This is a genomic window from Luteibacter sp. 9135 (genome assembly GCF_000745005.1).
In the GTDB taxonomy this organism is placed as follows: domain Bacteria; phylum Pseudomonadota; class Gammaproteobacteria; order Xanthomonadales; family Rhodanobacteraceae; genus Luteibacter.
This window is the reverse complement of sequence record NZ_JQNB01000001.1, coordinates 4,334,355-4,351,938: the sequence shown is the minus strand read 5'-3', so window position 1 is coordinate 4,351,938 and position 17,584 is coordinate 4,334,355. Positions and strand designations below refer to the sequence as shown.

The window sequence follows — 17,584 nt, the reverse complement described above, 5'->3', positions numbered from 1 at the left end:
ATCTAAGAGAGGTAAACGCGCGTCACTCACAGGTCGAAAACTTTGACGCGGTCGATACCGAATGCCTTCATGAGTTTTGCATCTGCTGCGCCGAAGCATGTCGCGTACACGACGTGGGCATCGGTATTCCACAGATCCCTTATTTCCTGGCTACTCTTCCATCCGATATCGGTGATTTGTATATCTGCCTGGTTTCTCCCTGACCTGAGCGAATAGTTCGTGAGCCTATGCGTGTCGTCACGGTATAACGCGCTGTCGGAGAGAACTCTTCTGCCAAAAAACCAGTTGAATCCCGCCTCGTTCCCGTGCACACCCGTGAGAATAATGACGTTTTTTCCGTCATTTCGCGGAATTTCCTTCAAGAGTTCGCTGACATCGGGTCCGCGGATGCTGGTGTGGGGAGCGTACACATAACCTCCGGCTCCGTTAGGGATCCTCGACCAAACTGGCTTGAGCTCGTCGATGAACTGTTTCTTTTTATCATCGTAGTGAAGTCTGATCTCGTTGCCGGCTGCCCGCCTGGACACGGTATAGGATTTGACTTGTCTCCCTCCGGCGTACTTATACGTCCGCCTGCTGTAGCCCGCCCCTTGCTTGCTCAGGCCGGGTAACGGCGGTAGGGAACCGATCGCTCGTTTCTGTGCCACGACGGGCCCGTTTCCGATGAAGCGGGAAGCCCTTGACGCCGCGGAGGGTGCGGCGGACAGGGCCCCAGCGGCCAACCCTGTTCCCAGCGCCAGCCAGCCGAGGATACCAGCGGTACCCTCGTCGCCGACTTCCGCGGCCGCTGCCGAACCGATCTCCACGGCGACGGAGGTTATTTCGAGTACGACAGACGCTGCCATGGCCGCCATGGTTGGCGTGGAAACGGCGGCCGTGATGCTGCCTGCGGCAGCGGCCGCAACGACGCCCAGCAGGGTGCCGCCCGTCGCGGCGACGGCGACGGCGGCGGCGATCACACCCACGGCCACGCCGATCCAGTCCCACCAGGCGCCGCCGCTGGGATCGACACGATTGATCGGGTCGCCGGCGCAGTAGGCATAGCGGTTCAGCCCACCTGCGTCGAATGGACTGGCGCCGTCGGGACTGAGGAAACGGCGAAGCGTCGGTGAGTACAGCCGGCTACCCAGCAGGTACCAGCCGGTGTCCTCCTCGCCGACTTCACCGGCGAAGCCCGTACGTGCGCCGCCAGTGGCCGTGTCCCGACCTCCGTAAGCCCCATACGTGCGAAAGGTCACGTGCTCGCCTGCCTCGACGATCACCGAGCCCTGCGGGTCGCTACCAAGCAGCCACATCGCGCGGATGGCCGGGGCGAGGCGGCTCTCGGCGACAACGGTTCCGCTCGCGCGGAAATAACGTCGCTGCTCGTCATCGGAAAACTCGCCATACAGTTGTCCGTCGTCGTAGTAACGGAAGTGGGTACGGTCGCTCCGACGCAGCTGCGCGATGCGCCCGTCGGGACCGTAGCCATACTCGATGACCTTACCATCCGGCAAGCGCATCGAGGTCAGGCGACCGGCGGCATCCCAGGCAAGTGCGCGTCCTTCTCCGTCATCGACCACGTTGCCGTTTCCGTCGTAGCGCAGCGCAAGTTTGACCCCGTAGCCGGGGTACCCAGGCAAGGTGCTGCTCACGCCGGTCAGTCGGTCGCGGTCGATGTCGTCGTACTCGTAGGTCGTGACGTTGACCTGCCCATCGCACAGTGTCGTCGTCACGCTCAGCAGATTGTCGAGACAGTCATAGACGAAGCACTGCTGGCGGTAGGCCTTTCCGGCATCGTCGATGGGAAACTCGTCCGTCGTGTGAGCAAGGATCTGGTGATCTATGAGCCGACCACGCTTGTCGTAGTCCATGGCCTCGTCGCGAAGCCATCGATCGTCGTCGCCATACCAACGCTTGCCGACCAGCTTGTTGTCTTCGCGCCATGCGAATACCAGCTTGCGTCGTCCGGCTGTACCGCCCGCGTCGTAGGTCCAGGTGGTGCTGGCCAGACGGCCGAGTTCGTCGTAGGACACCGCTTCGGCGACCGAACCGCTGACATCGCGTGCCGTCCGCGAGACGGAGCGGGACAGGGCGTCGTAAACGAATGCGATATCCAGCAGGACCTCGCCGTCGGGCGCACAATGCTTTGTGCCGATGAGCCTCCCTTGATCGTCGCAATCGAAGACCTGCCGCATACCGTCTGCACCGGTCTTGTTTAGCTCGATACCGCCCGGTGAAACCTCGGCCTTCGTGGAGCGGGACGGCGCGGCGCCCACGGTCACCTGCTGCTCCGTTATGCGGCCCAGGTAGTCCGTGCGCATGGCCATCGCGGCACTGTCGGAACTGAAGGAAATCGGTGTGCCAAGCTTGGGATCGTAAGTCGCCTGCTTCAGCATGACCGGCGGGCTTCCCAACAGCACCTCGCTGAGAAGTGCTTCGTCAAGCCATGGATCGTAGGTTCGCTCGATCATCCCCCCGCCGGGGTGCCGCTCGGTGGTCGCACGGATCTGCCCCGGCTTGTAAAACAGCTGCGTGACAAGGCTGCCGGCCGCTTCTTCGGTCATCCGGCCCAGGCCGTCATGCCGCCGGGTACCTATGACCGTGCCCGCTTCCTCGCCCGGCGGCGTGACCTCGATGCTGGCAACCGACTCGCCGCCGCCCGGTGCATAGCGGCGAACGATGCCTGTTGCGTCCGGAAGTGTGGTCCGGATCAGACGACCGAAGTGATCCCAGGTCTGCAGCGTGACGAGGTTCATCGCATCGATCGTCTCGACGCAGCGGCCGAGCCCGTCGTAGCGCCAGGCCGCCGTCGCCGTAGGAAGGCGGTTTCCCTCCGCATCCCATACGCCAGTTTCCGCACATCGCTGCCTGCCAGCCGCATCGGTATCGGTGGACTGCCAGCCGCCCACACGCTGACCGTCCGCTTCCCGCCAGGTCGTGGTGCGGCTAAGTACCTCCCCTGAACGTTCGATCAGTGCGGTTTCGCTGCGGATATGGCTGCCGTCGGGCAAGGTGATGTCGTTGCATTGACCCCAGTCGTCATAGGTGAAGCGGGAGACCAGGGCGAGCGTTCTGTCGGGCGCCAGACGGTCGAAAGCGATGTCTTCGATCGTTTCGCCGAAGGCGTTGTAGACCACCTCCCGTACCGTCATCGCACCGCCATCGGGCAGGGGCTCTTCCTGCTCGATCAAGCGACCTTGCTCGTCCAGCCATGCGCGGTGCAGCAAGCCGGTAATGCCGGAACGACCTATCCACCGCTCTTTATTGGTCACGAAATATTTGGAGCGGCCGACGACGATTTCTTCGTCGCGACTACGAAAACGTGTTTGTTTTTCAGGACGAGTGAGCGAGTCGTAGGTAAACCGGACATTGTTGCCTAAGGCGTCCTGGGTCTGCCTGGTCAGGCCACCCACCAGCGTCAGCGTTTCCTCCTCGGCGGTGATCAGGCCGTCGTGCGTAGTGTTCACGGTGCGGGTAGTCAGCGTATCGGGAGCCTCGGCGCGATAGGAAAAATCCCGGCGCTCGGTCAGGCCGTCCTGAGTGCGGGTCTCCCAGGCAATGGCGCCATGCTGGTCGCCCTGGTCGAGGATGAAGCCCTGCTGGCTTTCGGTCAGTATTTCCCCGGTATCGTCGAGCGTGGTCCATTCGCCGCAGGCCTGAACGTAGACGCCGTCCGCTTCTCCGGCGCGTTGGCGCAGTGGTACGTCGCAGTAACGGTAATAGGTGCTGAGCGTGGGGCCGCCGCCCGGACCCGCTTCGACGGTCTGTTGCTTGAGCCGGCGCGTGAGTTGGAATGGATCGGGCGGACACGCCCCTGGCTCACCGTCGAGCGGGTAGTACGCCGAGCGCTCGGTGACGCCGGAGGCGCCGTCGCATCGGCTCAGAACATTGCCGTAGTCGTCGTAGGTAGTCTGGGCGACGATGACCTGTCGGATGGTGTCATTGCGGTCGTCGTAGAGGGTCGTGTCGATCGTGTGCGGCAGCTGGAAGCTGGTCGGCTGATCGCGAAACGGTCTGCCCCTCACTTCGCCATAGGTGGTGGCGATCGTCTGGACCACGTGCCCGCGCCGGGTGGTTTCGGCGGTCAGCAGATGGAAATGGTTGTAGTCGCGATGGATGGTGCATAGCACGCTATCGTCCTCATCGCGCTGGGTTTCGGTCGAGCCGTAGAGGAAGCCGTCGGCGTTGCCGTGCTGCATGAGCTGGTCGTCGCGGCTTTGCCAGTCGGGCACGAGCGGGAAGCCATAGAAATTGTTGTAGCCGTGGTTGCCATAGGTGTAGCTGCTGGTCTGGACGAAGCGCGAGCGCACGGCGCGCGGACCGTGCTGGCGTGGCCGCACCGGTGCTGCGACGAGCGTGCGGCGGCGCTCCGCAACGGCTGGCATGTAGCGCCGCGGCGCGCCTCGCGGCAACTCGAGGGCAAGCTCGGCGTAGTCGACCTGCTCCTGGATGCCATCCGGCGACACGATCGAGGTGAGCATCCGCAGGTACGGTGCGTCCAGGGTATTGCGGTAGCCGAACACCCAGACGGGTTCGTCTTCCTCTGCCGTGGTCCCGGCGTTGAGCTCCATGATCGCCGGGATGCGTATGCGCACGAGATCATCGCCGAGGCGCTCGAAGTTCATGTCCACGGGACCGGTGAATCCTGTTGAAATGCGCAGCTGTATCTCGTCAAGTTTGGGATAGGCCAGGCGCAAAATCTCGACGCCCTCATCGTCGGTGACGCGGGTCAGCACCGCCCCACCGTGGGGCCCAAGTTCCCAGGTAAGGTGGATGGCGTCGCCGCTCGGGATGACGATGCGCACGGGGCGCATGACATAAGGGTTCGCTGGCGTCGGTTCCAGGTACTCGATCACGCCGGTCGCGTGGGTGAGCACCGCGGTGAGGTTGCCGGCGCCCGGGACGAGCCGGAAGCTCTCCAGCTTCCGATCGGGGAAGGTTGCGGGGGTGTCGGTGAAAGACCACTCGATGCGGTGGCTGTCGCCGTCGCCCAGGGTGAGCATGTTGTTAATGCGATTCAGCTCGGTCAGGCCGAGGCGCCAGCCCACGCCGAAACCGTCGTCGTTGGGGTTCAACGCGCTGTAGCTCAGGCGGAATTCAAGGTGAGGGCCGCGCAGCCGGTTGCCTTTACCGGTGGGCAGGTCGATCGTCGCCGAATACATACCTGTGCGCGGATCGACGGCGCCGCTGATGTGACTGTAGAAGCCGAACGCGTTGGAGTAAAAATCGTCCTTCGCGAGGAGCGCGGAGTCACGCTGGGGTTGGTCCGTCACGGGTGAGATTCCTTGTGCTGTCCATGCGTAGTGCGACTGCGCCGCGCTTGTCGGCGATCAGCTGACTTTCCATGTCATGGCGTGCTTCCTTGGCCGCCATGGCCTGCGTTGCTCTCCGTTCCGTGATAGTACGAAGCTCATCTCACGTCCAGTAGGCCGGAAGTCGTAGGAGCAGCGTCTTCGCCACAGGGCGCCCCTTCGCTCGTTCGCGTCTCTCAGGGAAGATCCGCGCCCGCGACCGGCGTGCGGAAATTTGCCGGTGTCAGGTCGGTGGTGAAACGAAACACACCCTCGGCCACGCGGCGGGACAACACCACGTCGAGAATCGTGGTCTCATGCGCGCCCAGCACCGCGAGCAGGTCGTCACGCGGCAGGGTGGAGGCGACCACATGGCCGATCAGCCCCGTGGGGTCCACCGGGTCGATCCGTACGCCGTAAGGCGCATGCGAGGGCTGCGCCTCACGCAGAACCTTGCCTGCATCGCGCGGATCCACGACGGGCCCATCGCCGGCCAGGAGCGCGTGGTTCAGGAACAGGGTGACCGTGGCCGGGCTGCGCGCGTTGGCCTGCCGGTCGGTGGAGAAGCCCGGTGGCAGGTCGTTGGGCGACGCGGTGGGTCCCGCTGTCAGCAGGAAGTGCGCCTGCGGCAGCGGCTCGCCGCGATCGTCCAGCAGCCGGAAGATCAGCAGGCTGTGCGGATCGTGGATGTGCGTGCGCGTGGTAAGCAGCTTGGTTTCCACCTCGACCTTGTCACGGTCGCGCCGCGCGTTTTCCGCGGCGAACGCATCACACAGCGTCGTATAGGCGGCCGGGGAATCCACGGCGAAGCAGCGCATGATCGTCTCGACGGTGAGCAGTGACGGCGGTTCGGCGGCCATGATGCCGTGGTCGCCGCCGGAGTGGGACAGGCCGGCCAGCAGCTTGAACGCGGTACGCGGCGCTTTCGCGGTCGTCATCGATAGCGTGGCGCTGGCACGATCCTGCGTCAGCACCACATGCCGTGCGTTGAGGTTGGCCGCCGCCAGGCGGATCACGCCGTCGGAGCCGTCCTCGCCGGTGTACGAGTTGACGTAATCGTAGAGCTTGCGATCCGGGCGATCGCCGATCAGGTCGAAGAGATAGGTGCCGTGCGTGGCGTAGTCCGGACCATGGATGACATGCAACGCCTGCGCCAGCGACTCGGGGCTGCCGTGCTCCAGCCAGTCGAGGATACGCTGTCCCGGCTCGACGCCATTGAACCAGGCCTTCAATCGACCGACCACGCCCTTGCCCAGGGCAGCCAGGGCGGAACCGAAGTGCGCGGAGGCGAGCATCACCAGATGGCGCAGCCGGATCGGCGCGTAGAGGGTGGGGCGATCGCGCTGTGCGTTCAACCAGGCGACGGCCACCGTGCCGCCGGTGGAGTGGGTGATGCAGTCGAACGTGCCATCGGCCAGCTGCAACCCGCGCAGGGCGTGATCGAATGCGCGCACGATATCCTCCATGGTGACGCGGTCGTCGAAGGTGACGTACTCCGACAGCCGGATGTCCACGATCCGCAATGGCGCGCCCGCTTGCGCCGCGCGGTCGGCCAGTGCCCGCGGCAGGCTGCCGTAGGTGGATGTATCGGTAACGCTCCAGCCGTGCACGAAAACCAGGGTAGCCATGCCTGTTTCCTCGTCAGACGTCGCGGATGACCATCAGTCGTGTCTCGCTCATGTCATCGATGGCGTAGCGCACGCCCTCCCTGCCGATACCGGAGGACTTCGCGCCGCCATACGGCATGTTGTCCACGCGGAAACTGGGCACGTCGTTGACGATGACGCCGCCTTGCTCGAGTTCGTCCCACGCGCGCATCGCGTGGCGCAGGTCGTTGGTGAAGATGCCCGCCTGCAGGCCGAAGTCCGAGTCGTTCACCGTGGCCAGCGCCTCGTCGAAGGAGAGGAAGCGCTGGATGGATGCGACCGGGCCGAACGCCTCCATGCGCTGCAACTTCGCGTCGTGCGGCACGTTCTCCAGCAGCGTCGCTTCCAGCATGGCGCCCTTGCGGCCGCCGCCGCACAGCACCCGTGCGCCGCCTTGCCTGGCTTCCTTCACCCAGCCTTCCAGGCGCGCCGCGGCGGCCTCGTCGATCATGGGCCCCAGGAAGGTGGTCTTCTTCTTCGGATCGCCCGCCTTGAGCGTGCGTACCCTGGCCACCAGCTTGCGGCGCAGTGCGTCGTACACGTCGTCGTGGACGAGGATGCGCTGCACGCTGATGCAACTTTGCCCCGATTGGTAAAACGCGCCGAACACAAGACGCTCGACCACCGCATCCAGATGGATGGCCTGGTCGCTGTCCACGATGCATGCGGCGTTGCCGCCCAGTTCCAACGTCACCTTCTTCTGACCGGCGCGGGCTTTCAGGTCCCAGCCGATCAGGCCGCCGGTGAAGGACAACAGCTTGAAGCGCGGGTCGGTGACCAGCGGGTCGGCATGCTTGCCGTCCAGTGGCAGCACCGAGAACGCGCCTTTAGGCAGATCGGTCTCGGCCAGGATCTGCCCGATGATCAGGGCGCCCAGCGGGGTGCGCTCAGACGGCTTCAATACGAACGGGCAGCCGGCGGCGATGGCCGGCGCGACCTTGTGCGCGACCAGGTTCAGCGGAAAATTGAACGGCGTGATGAACGACACGGCGCCCAGCGGCACGCGCCGCGTGTAGCCGTGGTACCCGGCAGCGCGTGCGGAGATCTCCAGGTTGATCGTCTCGCCGTTGATCCGCACGGCTTCCTCCGCGGCGATCTTGAACGTCTCGATCAGCCGGGTGACTTCGCCGGCCGCGTCGTTGATCGGCTTGCCCGCTTCCACGCACAGGGCATAGGCCAGTTCGTCGCGGCGCTCGCCGAAGCGGCGCACGCAATGCTCCAGCACGGCCTGGCGCTGGTAGGGCTTGAACTGTTTCATCGGGCGGGTGGCCGCATGGGCCGCCGCGATGGCCTGTTCCAGCGCAGCGGCGTCGGGCAGGGCGACGCGCGTCGCGACCTTGCCGGTGTACTTGTCCAGAACATCCAGCTTCTTGCCGGTCTTACGGGCCTTGTTGGCCACGTAGTAGGGGTAGCTCTTCTCGAGCATGGCGCGGGCCTCGTCGTGAGCGATCCGCCATGATGCCGTCGGCGGTGTTCAGTGGCTGTATAGACCCGGGCGGGTTCAGTCGTCGCGGCGTACGTGCAGTTCGCCGTCGCCCAGCATCACGCGCAGCCGCTCACCCACGGCGACATCGCCGGCGCGACGCACGATACCGTCGCGTTGGTCGAACACGATGGCGTAGCCGCGTTCCAGCGTGGCCAGCGGGCTGACCGCATGCAGGGTGCGCGCCTGTTCCGTCAGGCGGGCGCGCTGGCGTTCCAGGCGTCGTGCCATGGACGCCGCCAGCCGCTGGCGCAGGTCGGCGAGGCGTCGCTGCGACGGCGCCAGTCGCAGGCGCGGGTGTTGCGCGGCAAGCCGCGCCTGCAAGCGTTCCAGCCGTGCGCGACGCAAGGCGCCGGCCTGGCCGGCCGTCATGACCAGCCGTCGGTGCAGCGCTTCCAGGCGCTGGCCATCGCGCGCCAGGCGCGCCTGCGGGCGTTGTGCGTTCAGCCGCGCCTGCCAGTGGTCCGCCCGTTGCGCAGCGGCCTGCAGGCGACGCGTGGTCAGGGTGGTCATGCGCTGGCGCAGGCGATCGAGGCGGTGTTGCAGGTCGACGCCGTCCGGCACCAGCAGTTCCGCCGCGGCCGAGGGGGTGGCCGCGCGCAGGTCGGCCACGAAGTCGGCGATGGTGAAGTCCACCTCGTGGCCCACGGCCGAGACCACCGGCACCGCGCTGGCATGGATGGCACGGGCCACGTCCTCGTCGTTGAACGCCCAGAGGTCTTCGAGCGAGCCACCGCCACGGGTGACCAGCACCACGTCGTAGCGGCCGCAGGCGGAGGCCTTGCGCAGCATGGCCGCGATCGCGGGCGGGGCCTCGCGGCCCTGCACGGGCACGGGCAGCACGTCCACTTCGGCGAGCGGAAAGCGCCGGCCCAGCACACTGAGCACGTCGCGGACCGCCGCGCCCGAGGGCGAGGTGATGACGCCGATGCGGCGCGGGAACGCCGGCAGGGCGCGCTTGCGCTCCGCATTGAACAGGCCTTCGGCGCCCAGTCGTGCCTTGAGTTGCTCGAACTCGCGCTGTAACGCGCCTTCGCCCGCGGGCTCCATGTGGTCGGCGACCAGCTGGAACTCGCCGCGTGCCTCGTACAGCCCGACCTTGGCCCGCATCAGCACGTGCATGCCGTCCGTCGGACGGAAGCGAAGGCGCGAGGCGGCGGTGCGGAACATCGCACAGCGCACCTGGGCGCTGGCGTCCTTCAGCGTGAAATAGACATGGCCGGAAGCGGGGCGGGCGACGTTGGACAGCTCGCCCTCGATCCACACGCCCATGGGCAGGGCGTCTTCCAGCAGGTCGCGCACCAGCCGGTTCAGGCCGGAGGGCGTGAATATCTCGGGGGGCGCGCGGTCGTCGAAGGCGGACATGGACCGTGAAGCGTAAAGCGTCAACCGTGAACCGTAAAGCGTTAGCGCGCGCCGAATGCCTTATCGCCTAACGGTTTACGCCTGACGCTTAACGCATTACATGCGGAACACGCCGAAGCGACCCTGCTCGATGGGCGCATTGAGCGAGGCCGAGATCGCCAGGCCGAGCACCCGCCGCGTATCGGCCGGATCGATGATGCCGTCGTCCCACAGGCGCGCGCTGGCGTAGTAGGGATGCCCCTGGCGTTCGTACTGGTCGCGCACGGGGGCCTTGAAGGCTTCCTCCTCCTCGGCGCTCCACTGGCCACCGCCGGCCTCGATGCCGTCACGGCGAACGGTGGCCAGCACCGAGGCGGCCTGTTCGCCGCCCATGACGCTGATACGCGCGTTGGGCCACATCCACAGGAAGCGCGCGCCATACGCTCGGCCGCACATCGCGTAGTTGCCGGCACCGAAGCTGCCGCCGATCACCACGGTGAACTTGGGCACGTGCGAACAGGCCACCGCCGTGACCATCTTCGCGCCGTCCTTGGCGATGCCGGCGTTCTCGTATTTGCGTCCGACCATGAAGCCGGTGATGTTCTGCAGGAACACCAGGGGCACGTTGCGCTGGTTGCACAGTTCGATGAAGTGAGCGCCCTTCTGCGCGGATTCTCCGAACAGGATGCCGTTGTTGGCCACGATGCCCACGGGGTAGCCGTGGATATGCGCGAAGCCGGTGACCAGCGTCTTGCCGTAGCGCGCCTTGAACTCGTGGAACTCCGAGTCGTCGACCACCCGCGCGATCACCTCGTGGATGTCGAACGGGCGGCGCGTGTCCTCGGGGATCACGCCGTACAGTTCCTCGGCGGCAAAGCGTGGCTCGCGCGGCGTACGCACGGCCAGCGGCTGCTGCTTCACGCGGTTGAGCGCGCCGACGATGTCACGGGCGATTGCCAGCGCATGCGCGTCGTTCTCGGCAAAATGATCGGCCACTCCCGATACCGACGTATGCACGTCGGCACCGCCCAGCGCCTCGGCATCCACCACCTCGCCGGTGGCGGCCTTCACCAGCGGCGGGCCACCGAGGAAGATCGTGCCCTGCTCGCGCACGATGATGGTCTCGTCGCTCATGGCCGGCACATAGGCACCGCCGGCGGTGCACGAGCCCATCACCACCGCGATCTGGGGAATGCCCTGGGCACTCATGCGCGCCTGGTTGTAGAAGATACGACCGAAATGTTCGCGATCGGGGAACACCTCGTCCTGCAGCGGCAGGAACGCGCCGCCGGAATCCACCAGATAGACGCAGGGCAAACGGTTCTCCATCGCCACTTCCTGCGCGCGCAGGTGCTTCTTCACCGTCATCGGGAAGTACGTGCCGCCCTTGACCGTCGCATCGTTGGCAAGCACCACCACCTCCTGCCCCCTTACCCGGCCGATGCCGGCGATGACGCCCGCGGCCGGCGCGGCGTCGTCGTACATGCCATGCGCGGCCAGGGGGGCGATCTCGAGGAAGGGCGAACCGGGGTCGAGCAGGGCGGCGATGCGCTCGCGGGGCAGCAGTTTGCCGCGGGCCACGTGTTTCTCGCGGGCCTTGGCGCCACCGCCCTCGGCGGTACGTGCCAGGGTGGTGCGCAGGTCGTCGGTCAGTGCGCGCAAGCGCTGGCTGGCGGCCTGGAACTCGGCCGACCGGGTATCGAGCTGCGAATCGAGAATGGGCATGGTGGGCGTTCGCGCTATGACGAAACGACCATGATAGCGGTCGCGCGAGGTGGGCAAACGCTGCAATGCGCCAAAAAAAACGGCCACCCGAAGGTGGCCGTCTCGACAGCGAGGCAAACCTTGCGGCTTACTTCTTGGTGCTGTCGTCCTTGGCGCTATCCGCGTTGGAAGCAGCGTCCTTCGCCTGGTCAGCCGACTTGTCGGCCTGATCAGCAGCGTTGGCAGCGGCGTCCTTGGCAGCTTCCGGGGTGCCACCGGCCGTCGAGGCCGAAGCGGCCTGCGAAGCCTGGTTGGCAGCAGCCTTGGCCTGGTCGGCGGACTGCTGAGCCTGGTCGGCAGCCTGCGTGGTGGCGGCATTGGCCGACTGGTCGGCGGCCTGCTGGGCCTTGTCAGCCTGCTGCTGGGCGTCGGAAGCCGACTTCTGGGCATCCTGCGCGGAATCCTGCGCGCCGTTGCTGCAAGCTGCCAGAAGCGCGACGAGCGCAGAGGCGAGAAGGGTACGCGTCAAATTCATTATGTTTCTCCTTAGCCGTGGAATGCCGTGAGGCGGGCGTATTAAAGCCTAGTTATCGTAACTTAGCTATAAACCTCATCGTGCCGCTTCAGTGGGCATTAAAGCCCATGTATTTGGCGTGATTGCGGTTCAATGCCTGGAAATAATGCGTCGACCCCGGTTTTACACCACTTCGATGGCGATTGCCGTGGCCTCGCCGCCACCGATGCATAGCGCGGCGACGCCCCTTTTTGCGCCACGGGCCGTCAACGCATTGAGAAGGGTGACCACGATCCGGGCACCGCTGGCGCCGATCGGATGGCCCAGCGCACAGGCGCCGCCGTTGACGTTGACCTTCTCGTGGGGCACGTCCAGCTCGCGCATGACGGCCATCGGCACGACGGCAAACGCCTCGTTGATCTCGAACAGATCTACGTCGCCGACCGACCAGCCGGCCTTTTCCAGCACCTTGGAAATCGCGCCGACCGGGGCCGTGGTGAACCACTCCGGCGCCTGCGAATGCGTGGCGTGGGCCACGACGCGTGCCAGCGCGGTGACGCCGCGGGCCTTCGCGTCATCGGCCGAAAGCATCACCAGTGCGGCCGCGCCATCGGAAATGCTGGATGAACTGGCCGCTGTGATCGTGCCGTTTTCCTTGCGGAACGCGGCGCGCAGGGTGGGGATCTTTGCCGTATCGGAGCGTCCCGGCTGCTCGTCCTCGACAAAATCCTGCGCGCCCTTGCGGCCCTGCACAGTCACCGGAACGATTTCGCCGGCGAAGGCGGAGGACGCCTGGGCGGCCTTGGCGCGCTCGACGGAGGCGATGGCGAAGGCGTCCTGTTCCTCGCGGGTGAAGTGGTACTTGTCGGCGCACTGCTCGCCGAACACACCCATCGACTGGCCGTCGTACGGGTTGGTCAGGCCGTCCCATGCCATGTGGTCGACCAGCTGGCCGTCGCCGTAGCGGATGCCCGTGCGCGCGTTGACCATGTGTGGCGCATTGGTCATCGATTCCATGCCGCCGGCCACCACGATGGCGGCGGACCCGGCCTTGATCAGGTCGTGGGCCAGCATCATGGCCTTCATGCCGGAACCGCACACCTTGTTGATGGTGGTGCAGCCCGCCGAGGTGGGCAGCCCGGCCTGCAGCGACGCCTGACGCGCGGGGGCCTGGCCGAGGTTGGCGGGCAGCACGCAGCCCATGATGACTTCGCTGACGTCGGCCGGCGCGATGCCCGCCTGTTCCAGCGCCGCCTTGATGGCGACGGCGCCGAGCGTGGGCGTGGGGACGCCGGTGAACTGACCGAGGAAGGAACCGATGGCGGTGCGCTTGGCGCCCGCGATGACGATCTCAGACATGGAGACTCCGTGGGACATCGTTATGGCCGCCCCTTACGGGACGGAAACCCGTCGAGTATCGCAGTGGCGGCGCGCGGGGGGCAATCTGCGCTGCGACATGCGTCGAACTTCTGCACGGTCGGTGAGGTTTTTCGCAATGTGTTGTGGCACCATCCGCCCTGATACGCCCGTCGAGGACGGGCGTGAGACATTGACGTCATATCAGGGGAACAACGTGAACACGACGAATCTGCCGCGTCGGCGCGAGATCGCGCTGGCTGTGTGCGTGAGCCTGGGCTTGACCGCCTGCGGTGGTGGTGGCGGCAGCGTGCCGAGCTACAACATTCCCAAAACGGTCACGCCGCAGCCGCCCAGCACACCGTCGCAGCCCACCACGCCCACGGCGCCCACCGAGCCGCAGCCGCCGGCCGACGTGCAGCTGACCGCCACCGGTGCCGACGTGGCCCACGCGGCGAAGCTGACCGGCACGGGTGCCGTTATCGGTATCGTCGACAGCGGCGTCACCGCCGCCAGCCCGGCCTTGTCGGGGCGGGTGGTGGCCAAGCTCAACTACGTCGACCCGCGCGCGAACAACCTCAATGTCGACGACGTGGTCGGCCACGGCACGGCCGTCGCCGAGATCGCGGCCGGTCGTCCGTTCGGCCAGTTCGCCGGTGGTGTGGCGCCCGATGCGACGATCGTCTCGGCACGCATCGTCAGCGACACCGAGCCCAAGGACGACGGCTCGGGCAACGGCAACAAGGTGACCTCGGCGGACCCGCTGGGCAGCGTCAACGATGCGGTCTACCAGGCCGGCGCACGCATCTCCAACAACTCGTGGGGCGGGGTGTACTGGGATGCCGCCGACACCACGGTCACGGCGAGCTTTGCCACGGCCTACCGGCACGCCTTTACGCTCGATACCCTCTACGTCTTCGCCGCGGGCAACGACGGCCGGGCCAATCCGTCCGACATCGCCGCGTTGCCGTTGCGCGTGCCCAACCTCACCGGCGGATGGATCGCCGTGGTCGCGCTGGACAGCAACAACACCAGCCAGATCGCGTCCTATTCTAACCGCTGCGGCGATGCGAAGGCCTTCTGCGTCGCGGCGCCCGGCGCCGTCGTCACGCTGGCCGCGTCGTCCACGGCGGCGAAGCCGGCCTACCAGGTGTGGACCGGTACCTCGCTGGCCGCCCCGCAGGTGGCCGGTGCCGCCGCCGTGCTCTCGTCCACGTTCCCGCGATTCAACAGCGACAGCCTGCGCCAGCTGATCCTCGGCACGGCGGACGACCTGGGCGATCCCGGCGTGGATGCCGTGTACGGCAACGGGCGGCTCAACCTGGGCAAGGCGATCCTCGGTCCCTCACGGCTGGACTTCGGGCGATTCAACGCGGACATCGGCACGGCTAACGTCACCTTCTCCAACGACATCTCCGGCAGCGGCGACCTCAACGTCCTGGGCAGCGGCAAGCTCACGCTGACCGGAAAGAACAGCTTCGGCCCTCTGACGGTCGGCGGCAGCAGCACCGTGGAAGTGATGAACGACGTGCCCGATACTTTGAAGATCGACGGCACCATCCCCGGCACCGGAGCGACGGCTATCGTCCATGGCGACATCGGGCGTGGTGGTTCCGGAACCAGCCGTAGCCACGTCGATGTGTTCGGCACCTTGCAACTCACCGCGCACCCGACGCAAATCAACGGCGACCTGACGATCTACGGCGTGTCGCGGCTGTCTGTCCTGCTCGGTGCGCCGGTGACGGTGAACGGAACCGCGCAGTTGTACAGCGGCGACCTCTACATCGCCGGCGCTACGCCGGGCTACACCGTGACCAGTCACCAGTCGGTGTTGACCGCCAACGCGGTGTCGGGGCGCTTTACCTCGACCACGCTGGCGCCGGGCGTATTCCTCAGCGCCACGGTGCAGTACGCGCCGAAGGAAATCTGGGTCGACACCACCAGCCTGAAGGTGACCGCGGTGGCCGGCGCCAGCGCCGTCATGTCCGGGTCGGCGGCAGCCATGACCTCGGCCACGCGGCTGGATGGCGCGTTCGAGCAGATCCAGGGCGCGCTCGCGTCGCCCGCCGCATCCGTCGCTGTGCCATCCACCGGCACGCTTGTGGCGGCGGGGCAGATCCAGCAGTCGCGTACCGATGCGGTGGCCAAGGCCTCGCTGGAATCCCTGTCCGGTCAGCTGTACGCGGCGGGCACGGCGGTGACGCTGGCCGGGATCGATGCCGGCAACGATGCGCTGATCGCCCACCTCGACCAGCAGGGCACGGGCGCGTGGACGCAGTCGCTCGGCTATCAGGGCGGCATGAGCCGCGGCGGTTACGGCAACGTCGGCTTCAACCTCAACGGTGGCCTGGCGGGCCACGATGTCCGTCTGGGTATCAACGGTTTTGCCGGTGTCGCCGTGGCGCAGATGTCCAGTCGCGGCCAGTTGAATGGCAGCTTCGACAGCCAGCGCAGCCGCTCCACCGCGGGCATGTTCTACGCCGGTTCGCGCGGTGCCCAGTGGTATGGCGTCGGCCAGGTCGGCTTCGGCAACTTCCGCGGCGATATGCGACGGCTGCTGCGCTTCGGTGATCAGGCCGCCTTCGCGGGCAGCGACCAGAACGGCAGCTACAACTCCGCGTATGGCGAGGTGGGCTTCCGCAGCCAGGCCGGTGCCTTCACCGTCACGCCGTTCGCCAACGTGCAGTACGCCAGCATCCGTCGCGACGGTTTCTCCGAGAGCGGTGGCGACGGCTTCGGCCTGACCGCCGATGGGCACACCACCTCGCGCTGGCAGGCGGGTTTCGGCCTGCGTGCCGGCAGTTCGTGGCTGACCTCGCGCGGCACGCTGCACCTGGATGCGAAGCTCGGCTGGCAGAACGCCTTCGCGACCAAGGGTGAGGTTTTCGCTGCGCGCTACACCGGCTTTGCCCAGTGGGCGCCGGTCGACGGCATCGGCCTGTCGCGTCGCGCGGGCACCGCCGGCATGTCGCTGGGCTGGGACATGACGGCGAGCACGCAGCTCGGTTTCAACGTGGACCAGCGCTTCGCGGACCGGGATCACTCGCGTTCGGCGAACGCGAGTTTCCGCATGGCCTGGTGAGTCAGGATTTGCCGTGGAACAGTTCGCGGCCGATCAGCATGCGCCGGATCTCGTTGGTGCCGGCGCCGATCTCGTAGAGCTTGGCGTCGCGCAGCAGCCGACCGGCGGGAAACTCGTTGATGTAGCCGTTGCCACCCAGTGACTGGATGGCTTCGAGCGCCACCTTGACCGCATTGGTCGAGGCGTTGAGCAGGCAGGCGGCGGGGTCGATGCGCGACTTCACCCCGTTGTCCAGCTGCTGCGCCACCATGTACGCGAAGCCGCGTGATGACTGCAGCGCGGTGTACATGTCGGCCACCTTGGCCTGCATCATGCCGAAGGTGCCGATCGGGGCGTTGAACTGCTTGCGCTCACGCACGTATGGCAGCACCAGGTCGAGCGCGGCCTGCATGATGCCGATCGGACCACCGGAGAGCACCAGGCGCTCCGTGTCCAGGCCGCCCATCAGCACGCGCACGCCTTCGTTCACCTCGCCCACGATGTTTTCCGCGGGAATCTCGCAGTTGTCGAACACCAGCTCGCAGGTGTTGGAACCACGCATGCCCAGCTTGTCCAGCTTCTGTGCGGTGGTGAACCCGGGCATGCCCTTCTCGATGATGAAGGCGGTCATGCAGCGGCTGCCGGCCGGTCGCGGCGCGGTGCGCATGTACACCAGCAGCACGTCGGCGTCCGGGCCGTTGGTGATCCACATCTTGGTGCCGTTGGCGATCCATTTGCCGTCCACCAGCTCGGCGCGGCAATTCATCGAGCCGACCACGTCGGACCCTGCACCCGGTTCGCTCATCGCCAGCGCGCCCACCCACTCGCCGCTGGCCAGCCTGGGGAGGTATTTGCGGCGCTGTTCGTCGTTGCCGTTGTGGTAGATGTTCTGCACGCACAGGTTGGAGTGTGCGCCGTAGGATAGGCCGACCGACGCCGATGCGCGCGAGATTTCCTCCATCGCCACCATGTGGGCGAGGAAGCCCAGGCCGGAGCCGCCGTATACCTCGGGAATGGTGATGCCCAGCAGGCCCATGTCGCCGAACTTGCGCCAGAGGTCTTCGGGGAAGACGTTTTCGCGATCGATGCGGTCGGCGCGCGGGGCGATTTCCTTTTCGGCGAACGCACGGACGCTTTCGCGCAGGAGGTCGAGGTCGTCGCCGAGGGAGAACGGGCGCATGGTGCAACTCCGGGGAAGGGATG

Annotated in this window: 9 protein-coding genes; 1 reads left to right on the top strand and 8 read right to left on the bottom strand. The window is 66.3% G+C overall.

The features are described 5' to 3' along the window. Positions 1-26: 26 nt before the first annotated feature. From FA89_RS18505 to FA89_RS18475, 7 genes are all read right to left on the bottom strand, one after another. Entirely contained in the window at positions 27-5,255 is a 5,229-nt protein-coding gene (locus FA89_RS18505) for an RHS repeat-associated core domain-containing protein (RefSeq protein ID WP_036143095.1), read from the bottom strand. A 215-nt stretch (positions 5,256-5,470) separates the two neighbouring features. Next, the gene (locus FA89_RS18500; RefSeq protein ID WP_036143093.1) at positions 5,471-6,901 is read right to left on the bottom strand and encodes an esterase/lipase family protein; all 1,431 of its coding nucleotides are present in this window, start codon (positions 6,899-6,901) and stop codon (positions 5,471-5,473) included. A 13-nt stretch (positions 6,902-6,914) separates the two neighbouring features. Further along, entirely contained in the window at positions 6,915-8,345 is a 1,431-nt protein-coding gene (locus FA89_RS18495) for an aldehyde dehydrogenase family protein (RefSeq protein ID WP_036143092.1), read from the bottom strand. 75 nt (positions 8,346-8,420) lie between these two features. Further along, positions 8,421-9,767: an exodeoxyribonuclease VII large subunit gene (xseA, locus tag FA89_RS18490; RefSeq protein ID WP_036143090.1), complete on the bottom strand. Its 1,347-nt coding sequence runs from the start codon at positions 9,765-9,767 to the stop codon at positions 8,421-8,423. A 96-nt stretch (positions 9,768-9,863) separates the two neighbouring features. Further along, the gene (locus FA89_RS18485; RefSeq protein WP_036143088.1) at positions 9,864-11,471 is read right to left on the bottom strand and encodes a carboxyl transferase domain-containing protein; all 1,608 of its coding nucleotides are present in this window, start codon (positions 11,469-11,471) and stop codon (positions 9,864-9,866) included. A gap of 127 nt (positions 11,472-11,598) precedes the next feature. Continuing rightward, positions 11,599-11,985 carry a hypothetical protein gene (locus FA89_RS18480; protein WP_036143086.1) on the bottom strand — a complete coding sequence of 129 codons (387 nt, stop codon included), beginning with the start codon at positions 11,983-11,985 and terminating at the stop codon, positions 11,599-11,601. A 162-nt stretch (positions 11,986-12,147) separates the two neighbouring features. Further along, positions 12,148-13,323: an acetyl-CoA C-acyltransferase gene (locus FA89_RS18475; RefSeq protein WP_081916756.1), complete on the bottom strand. Its 1,176-nt coding sequence runs from the start codon at positions 13,321-13,323 to the stop codon at positions 12,148-12,150. 214 nt (positions 13,324-13,537) lie between these two features. On the opposite strand from FA89_RS18475, the gene FA89_RS18470 reads away from it, so the two are divergent. Further along, the gene (locus FA89_RS18470) at positions 13,538-16,402 is read left to right on the top strand and encodes an autotransporter serine protease (RefSeq protein ID WP_051938964.1); all 2,865 of its coding nucleotides are present in this window, start codon (positions 13,538-13,540) and stop codon (positions 16,400-16,402) included. A 1-nt stretch (position 16,403) separates the two neighbouring features. On the opposite strand, the gene FA89_RS18465 is transcribed toward FA89_RS18470, so the two are convergent. Beyond that, entirely contained in the window at positions 16,404-17,561 is a 1,158-nt protein-coding gene (locus tag FA89_RS18465) for an isovaleryl-CoA dehydrogenase (protein ID WP_036143082.1), read from the bottom strand. Positions 17,562-17,584 lie beyond the last annotated feature (23 nt).

Coding starts and splice junctions, on each gene's coding strand:
- FA89_RS18500 (WP_036143093.1), bottom strand. CDS start 6,901: ATGGCTACCCTGGTTTTCGTGCACGGCTGGAGCGTTACCGATACATCC.
- FA89_RS18465 (WP_036143082.1), bottom strand. CDS start 17,561: ATGCGCCCGTTCTCCCTCGGCGACGACCTCGACCTCCTGCGCGAAAGC.
- FA89_RS18495 (WP_036143092.1), bottom strand. CDS start 8,345: ATGCTCGAGAAGAGCTACCCCTACTACGTGGCCAACAAGGCCCGTAAG.
- xseA (WP_036143090.1), bottom strand. CDS start 9,767: ATGTCCGCCTTCGACGACCGCGCGCCCCCCGAGATATTCACGCCCTCC.
- FA89_RS18480 (WP_036143086.1), bottom strand. CDS start 11,985: ATGAATTTGACGCGTACCCTTCTCGCCTCTGCGCTCGTCGCGCTTCTG.
- FA89_RS18475 (WP_081916756.1), bottom strand. CDS start 13,323: ATGTCTGAGATCGTCATCGCGGGCGCCAAGCGCACCGCCATCGGTTCC.
- FA89_RS18485 (WP_036143088.1), bottom strand. CDS start 11,471: ATGCCCATTCTCGATTCGCAGCTCGATACCCGGTCGGCCGAGTTCCAG.